This is a genomic window from Bordetella muralis (genome assembly GCF_054781015.1).
On sequence record NZ_BAAGVF010000009.1, the window covers coordinates 82,247 to 98,996 of the forward strand.

At 60.9% G+C, this 16,750-nt stretch carries 10 protein-coding genes; 5 read left to right on the forward strand and 5 right to left on the reverse strand.

Annotated features, from left to right (window positions below; all coding sequences use genetic code 11):
* Positions 1-5: 5 nt before the first annotated feature.
* Both ACYVIT_RS23895 and ACYVIT_RS23900 read right to left on the reverse strand, forming a co-directional pair.
* The gene (locus ACYVIT_RS23895) at positions 6-2,936 is read right to left on the reverse strand and encodes a ribonucleoside-diphosphate reductase subunit alpha (protein ID WP_415807446.1); all 2,931 of its coding nucleotides are present in this window, start codon (positions 2,934-2,936) and stop codon (positions 6-8) included.
* Between the two features lie 305 nt (positions 2,937-3,241).
* Positions 3,242-6,811, reverse strand: coding sequence for an indolepyruvate ferredoxin oxidoreductase family protein (locus ACYVIT_RS23900; protein ID WP_415807479.1), 3,570 nt, complete (start codon positions 6,809-6,811; stop codon positions 3,242-3,244).
* Positions 6,812-6,954: 143 nt separating this feature from the next.
* Between ACYVIT_RS23900 and ACYVIT_RS23905 the strand changes: the two genes are divergently transcribed.
* From ACYVIT_RS23905 to ACYVIT_RS23915, 3 genes are all read left to right on the forward strand, one after another.
* Positions 6,955-7,416 (forward strand): Lrp/AsnC family transcriptional regulator, encoded by a 462-nt coding sequence (locus ACYVIT_RS23905; RefSeq protein ID WP_415807445.1) that lies wholly within the window; start codon positions 6,955-6,957, stop codon positions 7,414-7,416.
* Positions 7,417-7,705: 289 nt separating this feature from the next.
* A complete protein-coding gene (locus ACYVIT_RS23910) occupies positions 7,706-8,215 on the forward strand; it encodes a hypothetical protein (RefSeq protein ID WP_415807444.1) in 510 nt (169 codons plus the stop codon).
* 134 nt (positions 8,216-8,349) lie between these two features.
* A complete protein-coding gene (locus ACYVIT_RS23915) occupies positions 8,350-9,588 on the forward strand; it encodes an MFS transporter (RefSeq protein WP_460478302.1) in 1,239 nt (412 codons plus the stop codon).
* A gap of 193 nt (positions 9,589-9,781) precedes the next feature.
* Here ACYVIT_RS23915 and gltX read toward each other — a convergent pair whose 3' ends face one another.
* Positions 9,782-11,179, reverse strand: coding sequence for a glutamate--tRNA ligase (gene gltX / locus ACYVIT_RS23920; RefSeq protein ID WP_415807442.1), 1,398 nt, complete (start codon positions 11,177-11,179; stop codon positions 9,782-9,784).
* Positions 11,180-11,301: 122 nt separating this feature from the next.
* Here gltX and ACYVIT_RS23925 point away from each other — a divergent pair, with 122 nt between their 5' ends.
* Complete coding sequence (locus tag ACYVIT_RS23925; protein WP_415807441.1) at positions 11,302-13,749, forward strand: bifunctional acetate--CoA ligase family protein/GNAT family N-acetyltransferase; 2,448 nt, start codon at positions 11,302-11,304, stop codon at positions 13,747-13,749.
* Positions 13,750-13,881: 132 nt separating this feature from the next.
* Here the strand turns inward: ACYVIT_RS23925 and ACYVIT_RS23930 are convergent, their stop codons facing one another.
* On the reverse strand, positions 13,882-14,565 hold the full coding sequence (locus ACYVIT_RS23930; RefSeq protein WP_415807440.1) for an alpha/beta hydrolase: 684 nt from the start codon (positions 14,563-14,565) through the stop codon (positions 13,882-13,884).
* 84 nt (positions 14,566-14,649) lie between these two features.
* Entirely contained in the window at positions 14,650-15,201 is a 552-nt protein-coding gene (yjgA, locus tag ACYVIT_RS23935; protein ID WP_415807439.1) for a ribosome biogenesis factor YjgA, read from the reverse strand.
* Positions 15,202-15,272: 71 nt separating this feature from the next.
* Here yjgA and pmbA point away from each other — a divergent pair, with 71 nt between their 5' ends.
* Complete coding sequence (pmbA, locus tag ACYVIT_RS23940) at positions 15,273-16,640, forward strand: metalloprotease PmbA (protein ID WP_415807478.1); 1,368 nt, start codon at positions 15,273-15,275, stop codon at positions 16,638-16,640.
* Positions 16,641-16,750: the final 110 nt, after the last annotated feature.

Below are 16,750 nucleotides of genomic sequence, written 5' to 3' on the forward strand. Positions count from 1 at the left end.
TGTGATTACTGGCAGGCTTCGCACTCTTCGAAACCGGGATCACCCGGCCGCATCGTGCAAACCGCCCCGAGAATTTCGGGTTCCGGCAAAGCAGGGGCTGCTGCGGCCACGACTGCTGCTGCAGTCTGGCCCGCGCTCACGGCGTTCAACTCGCCGCCGCGGCCCGTGGATTTTTCAGCGCTGGTGGCTCCCTTTGTGCGCAGATAGTAGGTGGTCTTCAGACCACGCAGCCATGCCAGCTTGTACGTGTCGTCGAGTTTCTTGCCCGATGCGCCCGCCATGTAGATGTTGAGCGATTGTGCTTGATCGATCCATTTCTGACGGCGCGATGCGCACTCAACCAGCCAGCGCGGTTCGACTTCGAACGCAGTGGCGTAGAGTTCGCGATGTTCGGAAGGTACGCGATCGATGCGGGACAGGCTGCCATCGAAGTACTTGAGGTCGGCGACCATGACTTCGTCCCAGAGACCGAGTTTCTTCAGGTCACGCACGAGATAATCGTTAACGACCGTGAACTCGCCGGAGAGATTCGATTTGACGTACAAGTTCTGGTAAGTAGGTTCAATGCACGCAGATACACCAATGATATTGGAAATTGTCGCTGTTGGGGCGATTGCGATGCAGTTCGAGTTGCGCATGCCGTGTTGTTTGATGCTTGCACGCAACGCATCCCAATCAAGCGTGCTCGAATCATCGACTTCAACATGGCCACCACGCTCATCGCGAAGCATCGCGACGGAGTCTTGCGGCAAGATGCCACGCGACCACAGCGAGCCTTCGTATGAAGGATAACGGCCGCGTTCTTGTGCGAGCGTGTTCGAGGCCCAGTATGCGTAGTAGCACACGGCTTCCATCGAGCGATCTGCGAATTCAACGGCCGATTGCGAGGCGTACGGCACGCGCATCATGTGCAGGCAATCTTGGAAACCCATGATGCCCATACCAACCGGACGATGGCGCTCGTTCGAGTCTTTGGCTTTTTTGACGGCGTAGTAGTTGATGTCGATCACGTTGTCGAGCATGCGCATGGCGATGCTGACGGTGCGCTTGATCTTGTCGTGATCGAGCTCGTAGCCACCGGCGGCTGCGGGTTTCATGTGAGCGACCAGGTTCACGGAACCCAGGTTGCACACGGCGATTTCCGAGTCGTTGGTGTTCAGCGTGATCTCGGTGCACAGGTTCGAGCTGTGCACGACGCCGACGTGTTGCTGCGGCGAACGGATGTTGCACGGATCTTTGAAGGTGATCCACGGATGGCCGGTTTCGAACAGCATCGACAGCATCTTGCGCCACAGTGACACGGCGGGCATTTTCTTGAAGAGCTTCAGCTCGCCGCGTTCGGCCATGGCTTCGTAGCCCACGTAGGCTTGTTCGAAAGCTTTGCCGTACTTGTCGTGCAGGTCGGGGCAGTCGGACGGCGAGAACAAGGTCCATTCGCCATTTTCCATGACGCGCTTCATGAACAGATCGGGAATCCAGTTCGCCGTGTTCATGTCGTGCGTGCGGCGGCGCTCGTCGCCGGTGTTCTTGCGCAGTTCCAGGAATTCTTCGATATCCAGGTGCCACGTTTCCAGATAGGTGCAGACTGCGCCCTTGCGTTTGCCGCCCTGGTTCACGGCGACAGCGGTGTCGTTGACGACTTTCAGGAACGGCACAACGCCCTGGCTTTCACCGTTGGTGCCCTTGATGTGGCTGCGCAAGGCACGTACCGGCGTCCAATCGTTGCCCAGGCCGCCAGCGTATTTGGCCAGCAGTGCGTTTTCCTTGATGGCGTCGTAGATGCCTTCCAGGTCATCGGACACGGTGGTCAGGTAGCACGACGACAGTTGCGAGTGCAGGGTGCCCGAGTTGAACAGCGTGGGCGTCGAGCTCATGAAGTCGAACGAGGACAGGATCTCGTAGAACTCGATGGCGCGGGCTTCGCGATCGGTTTCGCGCAGGGCCAGGCCCATGGCGACGCGCATGAAGAAGACCTGCGGCAATTCGATGCGGGTGCCGCGGATGTGCAGGAAGTAGCGGTCATACAGCGTCTGCAGGCCCAGATAGCTGAACTGCAGGTCGCGGCGCGAATCCAGGGCGGCAGCGACGCGCGCCAGATCGTATTCAGCCAGTTTGGGGTCGAGCAAGCCGCCTTCGATACCGCGCTGGATGAAGGTGGGGAAGTATTCCGCATAGCGAGTCGCCATGCTGGCTTGCGAGACTTCTTCGCCGAGGACTTCTTTGCGGATCGTGTGCAGCAGCAGACGAGCGGTGACTTGGCTGTAGGCCGGATCTTTTTCGACGAGTGCGCGAGCAGACAGAATCGCGGACTTGAAAACTTCGTCGACAGGGATGCCGTCGTACAGGTTCTTGACCGTTTCCTTCAGGATGGTTTCGGTGTCGATGAACTCGCTCAAGCCTTCGCCAGCGGCCTCGATGGTGGCACGCAGGGCGCTCAGGTTCAGCGGGCTGCGCACACCGTTTTCCACCACATTCAGGTGGCTGGTCTCGCCTTGCGACGGCGAGGTGAGGCTGCTTTGCCCCTGGGTGGCGGCGCGCTCCTGGGCACGTTTCTCGCGATACAGCACGTAGGCGCGCGCGACATCATGCTCACCCGAGCGCATCAGGGCCAGTTCGACCTGATCCTGGATGTCTTCGATATGAAAGGTGCCGCCATTGGGGCGATTGCGCACCAGCGCGTTGACTGCTTGAGTGGCCAGCGTTTCGACCAGCTCGCGCACGCGCGCGGACGCGGCACCTTGGCCGCCATTGACGGCCAGAAAAGCCTTGGTCATCGCGATAGCGATTTTGCCGGGCTCAAAGCCCACAACCGAGCCATTGCGTCGGATGACGCTATAGCTGGCCCATTGGCCGCCATTCGCGTCGGCTGATTTAACGGCAGTTTGGGAGGGCGGCTCGGCGGAAGGCCGGGTCACAGAGGCGATCGTCGTCTGCATGGAAGCTCCTGTGGAAATAACGTAAAAGGACACGGGTATGGTCCGTGTCGGGTGCTAAATGTGTCTAAATGCGTGAGGGTCGAGCTGAGCGGGGAGAACACCCGGCCGCGCCAGAATGAAGTGAATTTGGCTATGTTTCGACCACTACATATAGTGTACCACCCCTCGTATGACACTAATTCTAGTGATCAATGGGGGAGGGGCACAAGAAGAAGCTGCGAGAGGTCTGTTAATTAATCGTGACAAAATGCGAAGCACGCGCCAATCAGGCGCGTGCGGCGTAGTGATTACTTCAAGTCATTATTTTACGCGCGTCGGCGCAGAGAAATCTCCGTCATGGCCGGTGGGCCGTAATGTTCCAGTTCCTGCTGCAGAGCATTGCGGTATCGCGCCACATTGGCCATTTTGACATGGCCAAAGCCGCGAACCTGATCCGGCAGCGCCGCAATCTTCGCCGCCTGGGCCAGATTGGCGGGCGATAAATGTTCGAGCAAGGTGTCCACTGTCTGGCGATATTGAGCGATCAATTCGCGTTCCATCCGGCGTTCCTCGCTGCGGCCAAAGAGGTCGAGCCAAGTTCCCCGTACGCGTTTGCATCGCGCCAGGATTTTCATCAGGGCCATGGTCGCGGGGCCCATGGCGATCTTGCGAGGAATGCCCGTGTGCGGGTCCTTGCGTGCCAGTAGCGGTGGCGCCATGTGAAAACGCAGGGTGTAGTCCCCCTCGAATTGTTCGCGCAATTGTTGCTGGAACGTGCCATCTGTATAGAGCCGGGCGACTTCGTATTCGTCTTTGTACGCCATCAGTTTGAACAGATTGCGGGCCACCGCGATGGCCAAGCGCGGTGAGCGGGAGGAGGGCGCTATCTCGCGTTCGCGTTGCGCCACGCGTTCGACCAGTTGTTGATATTGGCGTGCATAGCTGGCGTCTTGGTAAGCAGTGAGGTCGCGAACGCGGCGCGAGACCATGCGTTCGAACGATTCGGGGACGTGCAGTTGGACGACCTGTCCCGCGGGACGCATTGCCGCCGCCAGTGCCTTTGGGTCGTGCGCGGCGAGCCGGCCGGCTTCAAAAGCATCGCGATTGGCCTGCACCGAGACGCCATTGAGCTCGATCGCGCGGACCAGTGCCGCATGCGCGAGCGGCACATGGTTGCGCTGCCAGGCGTAGCCCAACATGAACATATTGGACAGAATGCTGTCGCCGAATAGCGTTTGTGCGGCGTGATGAGCATCCAGGGCGGCAGTATGGCTGGCGCCGACCGCGTGCTGGATTTTGGCCAGCAAGGCGTCGGGCCGTAATGCCGCATCGGGGTCGCGGGTGAATTCGGAAACGGGTGCAACGTAGGTATTGACCACGGCTTGCGTGTGCGCGTGACGTAGCGCACCCAGGGCGTCAGGGGCGGTGGCGGCAACCGGATCGCACAGAATCGCGGCGTCGGCTTGTTGCCAGTCCAGTCTGACGGGGCCATTGGCGGCATGTGCGGGGGCTAACCGGATATGGCTGATGACGGTGCCGCCTTTTTGCGCCAGGCCAGTCAGGTCCAATACCGACGCTGAGAGGCCTTGCAGATGGGCGGCCATGGATACAATCGCCCCGATGGTGATCACGCCGGTGCCACCCATTCCCGCGACCAGCAAGCGATAGGGCTGCGTAAGCGTCTCAATGGAGGGCATGGGCAGCACAGCAGCGGCTTGGTGCCATGCAGCAGTCGCCGAGGTGGCGGCCGTCGCCATGGGGATCGACGTTCCGTTGCCTGCCGTGGGCGTTGCCGAGCTCTTGCGTGGTGCTGCCTGCTTGCGCAGTTTGCCGCCCATGACCGACACAAAGCTCGGGCAAAACCCTTCGGCGCAGGAATAGTCCTTGTTGCAGCTGGACTGATCGATGGCGCGCTTGCGCCCGTACGGTGTCTCCAGGGGCACGATCGATAAGCAGTTGGATTGCGTCCCGCAGTCGCCACAGCCTTCGCACACTGCACTATTAATCAGCAGCCGGCGTGCAGGGTCGGGGAATTGCTGTTTTTTGCGGCGCCGGCGTTTTTCGGCGGCACAGGTCTGGTCGTGAATCAGGACCGTGACCCCTTTGGTCTCGCGCAGTTCACGTTGCAAGGCATCCAGTTCGCGCCGGTGATGCACCGTCACGCCGGCAGGCAACTCGACGCCTTGATATTTGTCGGGCTCGTCGGTGGTGACGACGATGCGGGCAACATCCTCGCCGCGCAGTTGTTGGCAGATCTGCGGCACCGAGATCGGTCCGTCCACCGGCTGCCCGCCCGTCATGGCGACGGCATCGTTGAACAGAATCTTGTATGTGATGTTGGCCCGTGCCGCGACGGCCTGCCGGATCGCGAGGTAGCCCGAATGGTAGTACGTGCCCTCGCCCATGTTCTGGAAGACATGGGGCATCTCTATATAGTTAGAGAGCCCGATCCAGTCGACGCCTTCTCCGCCCATCTGTGTCAGGCCGGCAGTATTGCGGTCCATCCATGCAGCCATGTAATGACAGCCCACCCCCGCGAGTGCCTGGCTGCCATCGGGGACTTTGGTGGAACTGTTGTGCGGGCATCCCGAGCAAAAGTAGGGGCGGCGGCGCATGCCATCGGCGTCATTGGACAGTGGCGTTGCGCAAATCAGCGTTGCAGGAACGGACACGTGGTGCAGTCCCGCCGCACGCGCCAGCCATGCGGCCAAGGGGGCTGCCAGCAGCGAGGGGCGTAACTGGCCCGCTGACGGAATCAAAGGCTCGCCGTCCCAGCCGGTCTTGCCCGCGACCGTGGGACGCTCGGGACGGTTGTAGAGCAGATCTTTGATCTGGCTTTCGACGACCGCGCCTTTTTCTTCGATGACCAGGATGTGCGACAGCCCATGTGCGAAATCAAACAGACGTTCGGCATCGAGTGGCCAGGTCAGGCCCGGTTTGTAGATACGCACGGGACTATCCGCGGCATGCGGATTGATGCCCAGATGTACCAGTGCTTCCAGTGTGTCGAGATGCGCCTTGCCGACGGTGACGATTCCCACCGTGGCGTGTGGTGCAGGGCAGATGAGCTTGTCGATGCTGTGGCGGCGCGCAAAAGCGCGTACGGCTTTCAGGCGCGTTTGCATGCGCAGTTCGACCGCGGGGGACAGAAAGTCGCGTGCGGTGTACTCCAATGCCTCGGGCGGCAATTGGGGATCGGCAGGCATGTCGTAGTGCGCGATGGGGGCGGGGGTATACGACTGGCCGCTCTCGATGGTTTCGGAGACGGCTTTGAATGCGACCCATGCGCCGCTGTGACGCGACAAGGCCCAGCCCCAAAGGGCAAAGGTCTCGTATTCGTCGATCGAGGCGGGATGCACGATCGGCATTTGCCAGCCGATCAGCGAGGCCTCGCTCGCATGGGGAATGGATGACGATACGGCGGTGTGATCGTCGCCGACAACCACCAGCACGCCGCCATGGCGCGAGGCGCCAGCGGCGTTACCGTGATGCAGGGCGTCGCCCGCGCGATCTACGCCGGGGCCTTTGCCGTACCACAGCGCAAACACGCCATCGACTTTGCGATCGTCACGCACGCCGGCCTGTTGAGTGCCCATGACGGCGGTGGCCGCCATGTCTTCGTTGATGCCAGGCAGAAAGGTGATTTGATGGGCGTCGAGGATGGACTTGGCCTTCCACATGGCCATGTCTACGCCGCCCAGGGGCGAGCCCCGATACCCCGAAATAAAGCCTGCCGTATTCAACCCGCGCTCGCGATCGCGGCGGCGTTGGGCCAACAGGATGCGCACCAACGCTTGCGTGCCTGTCAGAAAGATGCGGCCGTTTGTGCGGGTGAGGTTGTCGTGCAGTTGATAATCCAGATCCAGTGCCGGTTCGTCTGCCGGGGCCGGATCCAGTGGGGTGCCGTCCATGATTTCGCTCCTGCCTATTATTACGATCATCATAGGTGCGCACGGATCATGATTTATTGCGTTATTGGATCGTGTAATCCCTATAATTCGAAATAAACATTTCGTTTTGAGTGAAAGCCGGGGAAAAAATGGACAAAACAGACATCGGTATCCTGCGCGCCCTGCAAGAAGACGGCCGGGCGTCGGCTCAGCAACTGTCCGAGCAGGTAGGCTTGTCCACTGCGCCGGTGTGGCGCCGGGTAAAGGCGCTGGAGGCCGCGGGCGTGATCCTGGGCTATTCGGCCCAGGTAGACCGCACCAAGGTCGGGTTGCAGGGGTGCATGTTCGCGCAGATCAGTCTCGAGCGGCACTCGGCCAGCACGGTGGAACATTTCGAGCGCTCGGTGCGCAATGCGCCCGAGATCCTGGAGTGTTATGCGGTCACGGGCGACTCGGATTTTCTGTTGAAGATCCTGGTGGAAAGCCCGGAGGCGTATGACCGGTTCCTGCATCGCTTTCTCTTCAATCTGCCGGGCATTCGTCAGACCCGCACGATTGTGGCTCTGCGCGAGATCAAGCACGAAGTCCGTTTACCCCTCGATGCCGCATGAAGTTGGCAGCATGATGTCGGTCGTTTGGAGTTTGTGACGTGATGTTCGCGGCGTGATCTCGCGGATTACGTGAACCAGGGGCGCGATCGCCCTCGGAATAACGGCGATCCTCGGCAGCAAAGTCAAGATTTTCGTGTTCATTGTTTGTTTCCAGACTGTTGCGTCGACACAGCATTCTCGATATTGCTGCATTGCATCCTGAGCACGCCCTCATTAGAGTCGCACCTGCAAATGCGCAGGGATAGATCCGCGATGCGGCGGTGTGATGCGCGTGCATTTCGAGGGTGTCATGAAGAGTGTGTGGCGGTATCGCGGTTTTGTTGTAGCGGGTGCAGTGTTGACGTTGGTGGGATGCGTGACGAAAAAAGCGCCCGTTGAGCAGGTTTCAGTTGCGTCTGAGGCGCCTCGGCCTATTGTTTGCTCGCCGGCACAGGCAGGCAGTCAGTTGGTCGGTACATGGCAATCCAATACGCGCCCTCGCGGAGTGGCTGGCGATTTCAGTGCGTTGATCGTGTTGGGGGCCGATGGCTCGATGGCCTATGACACGCAGCTGAAGGTTGGCAGACGTATTCGTCCGGGTTTGCGCGAGGCAGGCTGCTGGCAGGTCGCCGATGGCGTGATCACCTTGCAGACGATCAAATCCAATGGTGAGCCGATCGACATCGACGATCCTATTTATCAGAACCGCTATCGGATCGAGAAAACCGAACCGGCACGTTTGACGTTGCGCGAATTGCGTAGCGGCGGGCAGTCTATTACGGCGCGTCGCATGCAACCGGGTTATCGTTTACCTTATTGAGCGCTTCTGATAGCACTGCCTGATCCGATCCCTATCGGTAATAAGGAAACGTGGGGACGATCCGGCAGTGTTGTTCTGGATAGACGGTCTTCGGGCGCCCATACTTTTTTCAGAATCGAAATCACACGGCGCAGATGTCCTCTCCACATTCTCAGAATCGAGCCATTCTCTTACTGGCGCTGGCGGCTTTCGTCAGCGCCAGTGCTTTTCGTATTTGCGATCCGATGTTGCCGCGGCTGGCTGCCGAGTTTGGCACCTCGACGGGACAAGCAGGCGCCACCGTGACGGCGTTTGCAGTGGCGTACGGCTTGCTGCAGATGTTTTTCGGGCCCGTGGGGGATCGCTACGGGAAATTTCGTGTCGTCGCCATCGCGACTTTTGCGTGTGCCATCGGCAGTGCAGGGGCGGTGATGGCACCGAACCTGGACGTATTGATTGTGTGCCGGGCATTGTCTGGTGCGGCGGGCGGCGGCATCGTGCCGTTATCGATGGCGTGGATCGGTGATAACGTGCCCTACGAAGAGCGGCAGGCGACCTTGGCGCGCTTTCTGACAGGTACGATTTTGGGAATGGCGATGGGCCAGTTGGCCGGTGGATTGATTACGGACACGATGGGATGGCGCTGGGCCTTTGCGTTTTTGGTCGTGGGGTATGTAGTTGTCGGTAGCCTGTTGTTGCGCGAGGTCGCGCAACAACAGGCAGTGCAGCGGCGGTTATCTGCCGCTGCGGGCCCGGCGGTGGCGTCTCAATCAGGGCCGCGGCATGGCTTTGTGGCCCAGGTGCGTACCGTGTTTGGCGTGCCGTGGGCGCGTATTGTCCTGGTCACGGTGTTCCTGGAAGGGCTGCTGGTATTCGGCTCTTTGGCATTCGCGCCTGCCTATTTGCATGACCGTTTTGGATTGTCGTTGACGGCCGCCGGTGCTGTGGTCGCGGTATACGCCTTGGGCGGATTGCTTTACACCTTGGTGGCGGGGCGGGTGCTGCGTTGGTTGGGCGAACGAGGTCTCGCCGCCGCGGGCGGTGTCGTCCTATCCGTCGCTTTTCTTGCGTATTGGCTCGGCCCGGCATGGGGGTGGGCATTGGGGGCGAGCGTGCTTGCGGGCTTTGGGTATTACTTGCTGCATGCGACGTTGCAAACCAATGCGACACAGATGGTGCCATCAGCGAGAGGAACTGCCGTGGCGTGGTTTGCCTCGTGCTTGTTCATGGGACAGGCCGTGGGGGTGGCGTTGGCGGGCGTGTTTGTGGACGTTGCAGGCGCTGCCGTGTTGTTCGGTACGTCGGCGGTGTTGCTGCCTCTATTGGGCGCCAGCTTTGCGTGGGCATTAAAGCGCCGCGCGCAGGCGAAAACCGGCGAGCCAGTAGTTCAATGAAGGCGTGAAGCAACACCGGGCGTCAGGACTACGATGGTTTCAGGCGTGCGACCAATGCGTCCGGATCGAAGACACCGGATTGCGCCTCGACACTGTAGTTTTGGCGTTGCGCAGTCTTTGGAGTGAAAAAGGTGCTGCCAAGTCGTTAGCAGCACCTTTTCAGCCTCAACAGTTCCGGTTTGGGCGTGTCGACTCAGATTGCGCCCAAGCGCTGCAAGACCGTATCTTTTCCAATCAAAGCGAGCACTGCATCCACTGCCGGCGTCTGGGTCTGGCCCACGACGGCAACGCGCAACGGAATTGCCAGTTGCGGCATTTTCAGGCCCCGATCGGCCAGCACGGCCTTGATGAGCGCGGTGATACCTTCACGTGTCCAGTCCGTGTCTGCAGCTCGTTGCGCAAAGTCGGCCAGGGCTTCGCGCGCGGCTGGAGTCAAGTGTTGCTCCACCAGTTCGGCCGGCGCGGGCGTGAACGGCTTGCAGAATAACATCGCGGATTCGGCCAGCTGCTCCAGCGTTTCGGCGCGGTCTTTCAGTAATCCCATCGCGGCGGGCAGGTCGGTCGCGGTCGGGTTGCCGCCACGTTTTTCAATGCGCGGGGCAACGCGGGCGGCCAACTCGGCGTCGTCCATCTGCTTGATGTAGTGCGCATTGACCCAGTTCAGCTTTTTCGGGTCCCATTGCGATGCGGATTTGGACAAGTGATCCGTGTCGAACCATTGCACCAACTGTTCACGCGTGAAGAGCTCGTCATCGCCATGACTCCAGCCCAGGCGCGACAGATAGTTGATCATCGCTTCGGGCAAGTAGCCTTGCGCATCGTATTCCATCACGTTGACGGCGCCGTGGCGTTTGGAGAGCTTTTCGCCGTCGGGGCCCAGGATCATCGGCACGTGACCGTATTCCGGCACCGTGGCGCCCAGCGCGCGCAGAATGTTGATCTGGCGCGGCGTGTTGTTGACGTGATCGTCGCCGCGCAGAATATGCGTCATGCCCATGTCCCAATCGTCGACCACTACGCAGAAGTTATACGTAGGCGTGCCGTCGGGACGCGCGATGATCAGGTCGTCGAGTTCGCTGTTGTCAAAGCTGATCGGGCCTTTGACCATGTCGTTCCAGCTGGTGGAGCCGTCTTGCGGGTTCTTGAAACGCACGACGGGCTTGCGGCCTGCCGGGATGGCGGGCAGTGTCTTGCCCGGCTCCGGGCGCCAGGTGCCGTCGTAACGCGGCTTCAATCCTTTGGCGCGGGCGGCTTCTCGCATTTGCTCGACTTCTTCGGGCGAGCTGTAGCAATGATAGGCCGTCCCGGCTTGCAACATTTGTGCGACGACTTCGCGATAGCGGTCCATGCGCTGCATTTGATAGAACGGGCCTTCGTCCGGTTGCATGCCCAGCCAGTCCATGCTGTCCAGAATGGCTTGCACCGCCTCGGGCGTGGAGCGCTCCAGGTCGGTGTCTTCGATGCGCAGCACGAAAACACCCTGGTTGTGGCGTGCAAACGCCCAGGAAAACAGCGCGGTGCGGGCGCCGCCCAAATGCAGAAAACCCGTGGGCGATGGGGCAAAACGGGTGCGGATAGGGGTCGAGGTCATAGTCAGCAGAAAAAGGCGTGGCAGGCCGCCGCGACAGGGCGGAAAACATGGAGCGCGATCATGGCGATCACGCGGCCGTCTTGTTACGATGGGCTTATTTTAGAATAGCGCCCGACCTGCCTATGTTGCGACACGCTCTTGCCCCGCTGTTCGACCCCAAATCCCTGGTGATCGTGGCCGACCGGCCCCTGCCTGTGGTCAATACTTTACGGGCCGAATTGCGTGGGAGCACGACCCAGGTCGATGTGCAGGCAGGGCAGGCGCCGGCGATTCCCGAGAGCTGCCGGGGTTTGCCCGCCGGGCAGCGGCCCGATCTGGCGTTGATATGTGTTTCGCCCGCGATATTGCCGGATGTTTTGCGGCGCCTCGCAGCGTTGCAGCCGCGTGCCGCGATTGTGCTGCCCCACGAACTGCCCGATCCCTATCCCGGCGGCACCTTGGCGTTATGCCGCGCATGGGCTGAGCAAACGGGTTGCGCGCTATTGGGGCCTAGGGCCTTTGGATTGCAACGGCCCCATGCCAGCCTGAATTTCAGCCAGCATTCCTTTTTGGCGCGCGCCGGCCGTGTGGCGTTGGTGACGCAATCGCGTTCGATCACCGCCGCTGTCATGGACTGGGCGGACGATGTGCATATCGGCTTTTCCACCGCGATTTCGCTGGGAGACGAGGCTTCAATCCGTCTGGCTCAAGTGCTGGACTTTCTGGCCAGCGACCCCAGGACGGACAGCATCGTGCTGTATCTGGAAGACGTGGGCGTCGCACGTGAGTTCATGAGCGCGCTGCGCTCGGCCGCCAGCGTCAAACCCGTGATTGTGCTCAAGGCCGGCCGTGATGGCCCGCCAGGCAGTGATCCTGCGCTGGATGCCGCGCTGCGACGGGCAGGCGCGGTACGCGTCCGGTATTTTGTGCAGCTGTTCTCGGCCGTCAAGGTGCTGGGTTATACGCGGCGCCCGCGTGGCCGCCGCGTTGCGATCCTGTCCAATGGCAGCGGCCCGCCTCAGTTGGCGCTGGATCTCATCGGCCCGGACACGGCGATGTTGCGCGCCGAGTTGGCTCCTGCCACGCGGCGGGCGTTGACGGAGCTGCTCGAACCCGATGCGGCGACTGCCAATCCTGTCATTACCTATGTGCCCCTGACGCCGGAGCGCATACAGGCTATGCTGGATAGTTTGATCGACGATCAAGGGGTAGACGGCGTGCTGGTGGTGCTGGCGCCCGATGCACTGGCGGATATGCCTGCTGTTGCGCGTCAATTGGCACAGTTTGCACCAAATGCCCGCAAGCCCGTGGTCAGCTGTTTCATGGGCGACGCGGGCATGCGGCCGCTGCGTCGGATGCTCGACGATGTCGGAACCCCAGCCTTTCGCACGCCTGAGTCTGCCGCCGATGCTTTTGGCGTACTCTCCACGCACTACTACAACCAACAATTACTGCTGCAAACGCTGCCGCCCGAGCCGCCTAGCCGCTTGCCGGACGTGAGCAAGGCGCGCCTTGTGCTGGAAGGCGTTCGCGCAGCGGGCCGCCTGGATTTGTCTGTGTCCGAGTGCCGCGCCGTGTTGGATGCCTTCTATGTCCCTCTGCGTGATGTGCCTGCGGGCGTGCTGCCGGGTGAGCCCGAGTCGCGGCCCATGGCCATTCGCGTGCGGCGTGACCCAAATTTCGGGCCCATCATCCAGTTCGGTGCAGGCGGTCCCGACGCATTGCTATCAGCGGGCTCCGATAGAGGCCGGGATTTGCCGCCGCTCAATGGCTTTTTGGCGCGCCAACTGATCGAACGCAGCCGTACATGGCAGCGCGTGCTCGCCTCGCAGATCAGCAGCGCTGCTGCCGAAGCCTTGCAGCACACACTGGTTCAGGTGTCCGAGGCCATTTCCGAGTTGCCCGCCATCGAGTCGTTGGATATCGATCCGCTGTACGCGGGTGAATCGCAATTGCGCGCTGCTGGACTGCGCATCACCCTATGCGCCGAGCCTGCCTGCGCCACGCCGCAAGCCAGCGGTTATCCGCATATGGCGATTCATCCCTATCCTGCGCGCTTGGTGCGTCACCGCGAATTCGATGACGGGACAGAATGGATGATCCGTCCCATTCGTCCCGAAGACGGGCAGACCTTGCAGGATTTCATCCGTGGCCTGTCAGAGCGTTCGCGCTATATGCGTTTTGTGTCCATGATGCGCGAACTCACGCCGCGCATGGTGGCGCGATACACGCAAATCGATTACCACCGCGAGCTGGCGTTGGTGGCGACCACCTATGTCCCGAATCCGGCAAACCGGGGGCATCCGCACGAGATCATCATCGGTTTTGCGCATTATTTGCGTAATGCTGATGGGCGCGGCGCCGAGTATGCATTGGTCATCGGTGATGACTGGCAACGCCGGCATCTGGGCGGACAATTGATGCAAGCCCTGATCGACGCGGCCCGTGACCAAGGGCTGGAATATATCGATGGCCTCGTGTTGGCCAATAACCGGCCGATGCTGACGCTGATGACGCGTCTGGGATTTACGAACGATCCGGATCCGGAAGACCCCACCATGCGACGGGTGTGGTTGAGTCTGCTTTCTTGAAATCGAGGGGCAATCCGGACGTTGAATGTCTCGCTGCCCCTCGGCGCACGCCGAAATATCGGCGACGTCCTAGCCGGCCATGAGTAAACCCGAATTGGGTTTTGTCGTACCCGATTTGGGTTTTTCCCTCAATTACGCCGCTGCCAAGACTTCTCGCAAAAACGCCGCGATATCGTTGATTTCCGGGGCGCATACCGAGTGGGGCATCGGGTAGGTATGCCAGCGCACGTCATAGCCTAACGACTGTAATTGCGCCAGCGAGGCCTCGGCACGCGGCAGCGCAACGACAGGGTCAAACGTGCCGTGCGCCAGAAAAATCGGCGTGCCGGCATTGGCGGTGTGACGCTCGGCGGCTGCCGTGTCGAGCAATGGCAGGTAGCCGGACAGGCCGATCATGCCTGCCAGTTTTTCTTCCAATCGCAGCCCTGTATGCAGCGTCATCGCGCAACCTTGCGAGAATCCGGCCAGCACAATGCGCGAGGTCGGGATGCCGCGAGCATTCTCGCGGGCGATCAGCGCCCGTACGGCGGCTTCAGATTGCCGGATGCCTGCTGCGTCCTCTTGGCGCACCAAGTCAGTGACCAGAATGTCGTACCACGACCGCATGGCCATCCCGCCATTGATCGTCACGGGTTGCACCGGTGCATGGGGAAACACAAAGCGCACTGCCGGGCTATCGCCTAATCGGAGTTCAGGCACGATCGGCGCAAAGTCATTACCGTCGGCTCCCAAGCCATGCAGCCATATCACGGCATGAGTCGGGTTGGCGGCGGTCTGCATTTCGATGCAGTCCAACAGGGCAGGGGTAGCAGTCATGGTGGCAGGAAGAAACGAGAGGGCCGAAAACGGTCCGATTTGGCTAATGGGTATTGATTGGCGCCGTGGTCTGGGTCATCAGCGTCAGGCAGACAGGGCTTTCAGGGCTTGGAACAGGGCGCGGTAATGCTTGCGTTGCGGCTCTTGGCCCGGCTGCAGAGTGGCATTGCCTTGCGCTTCTTTGCGTGCCGCGCGTATCGTCGCGCGCAATGCCTGCACATCGGCGCCCGGATGGGCATCGAGTAATTGGGTCAAGGCATCGTCGTTGCTCAGCAGCTTGTCACGCAGCGATTCCAGCCGATGCATGGCGGCAGTTTCTTCGCGCGAACCGTTTTGCCAGACATCGAGCTGCGCACGGATCTCATCGGCGGGCGCATCACGCATCAGCTTGCCCACAAAATGGGTCTGCCGGCGCTTGCCTTCGCGGCTGGTCGTCTTTTGTGCCAGGCGAATTGCCTCGTACAGGCGTTCGGCCAGGGGCAATTGCTTCAGACGGTCGTCAGGCAACTCGATCAATTGTTTGCCCAAATCGAGCAGGGCATGCATTTCGCGCTTGATTTGCGATTTGCTGGGACGGTCGTAACCGTTTTCGTCGAATTCGCCTTCGGCGGTCGAATCAGGGATAGAAGAATTCATGAGGAACGCAATGAGGGAACAGCATCAACGCAGACTTGGCTATGATAACCGTCTCTGCTTACTGGACTGCAATGGTCAATACTTCTACCTCCTCTCTTCCCGTGGCCGCGAACCACGCGCGTTTCAGCGAACTGGTCGAACAAGTCCTGGCGTATGCACGCCAGATCGGCGCCAGTGACGCTGCTGCCGAGATTTCCGAAAGCCTGGGGCTGTCGGTATCGGTGCGTAAAGACGATATCGAAACGGTCGAACAAACCCGCGACCGCTCGCTGGATTTGACGGTGTACGCCGGCCAGAGCCGCGGCTCGGCCTCGACCTCGGATTTTTCCGAGGCCGCGCTGCGCCAGACGGTCGAGGCCGCATGGCACATCGCTCGCCATACGGCAGCCGACCCGGCAGCCGGATTGCCCGATGCCGACCAGTTGGCTACCGATGTACCCGATCTGGCCTTGCACTACCCCTGGCCAGTCACCACGGAGCAGGCCGCCGAACTGGCATTGCGCGCCGAGCGTGCAGCCCGAGCCGTGGATCGCCGCATCACCAATACTGATGGCGCAACCGTAGGCACCTACGAGGGCCAGTTCGTCATGGGTAATACCCGAGGCTTCTTGGGCGGTTACCCGTACTCGCGCCACAGTCTGTCGGTCGCCCCGATCGCCGGGCGTGGCAACAACATGCAGCGCGACTACTGGTATAGCTCGGAACGTGATCCGGCGTTGTTGGCCGCGCCCGAGGCCGTCGGCCGTTACGCGGCCGAGCGCACCCTGTCGCGCCTGTCGGCCAAACGAATTCGCACCGGTAAATTTCCCGTGCTCTTTGAGGCGCCTCTGGCTTTAGGGCTGCTGGGCGCGTTTACGCAGGCAACCAGCGGCGGCGCCTTGTACCGCAAGGCCAGTTTTCTGGTCGATTCCCTGGGCAAACCCATCTTTCCCGACCATATCGACATTGCCGAAGACCCCCACGTGCCTGGCGGCATGGGCAGTTCGCCCTTTGACGACGAGGGCGTGCGCACCCGAGCACGCCGCGTGGTGACAGGCGGCGTGCTGGAGGGCTATTTCCTGTCGACCTACACGGCGCGCAAGCTCGGTATGACGACCACCGGCAATGCGGGTGGTTCGCATAACCTGACCTTGTCCTCGCGCCTGACTTCGGCCGACGATGATTTCGAAGCCATGCTGCGCAAGCTCGGTACCGGGCTGCTGGTGACAGAGCTGATCGGTCAGGGCGTCAATTACGTCACGGGCGATTACTCGCGCGGCGCGTTCGGATACTGGGTGGAAGACGGTCAGATCCAGCATGCGGTCCAGGAAATCACCATCGCCGGCAATTTGGCTGATATGTTCCGTCAGATCGCCGCCGTGGGCGCCGATACGATTGCCCGTGGGACCAAGCGCACCGGTTCGATTCTTATCGAGCAAATGGCGATTGCCGGGGTCTGATTCGCGCGCCGCCAGCCGGTGACTCGCCTTTTTGTCTCTGTAGCAGGCCGGGCTGCCCGCAGTCCGGCCCTGTTGGGCGGGCCAAATCCAAGATTGCCGGCTTGCGGGCT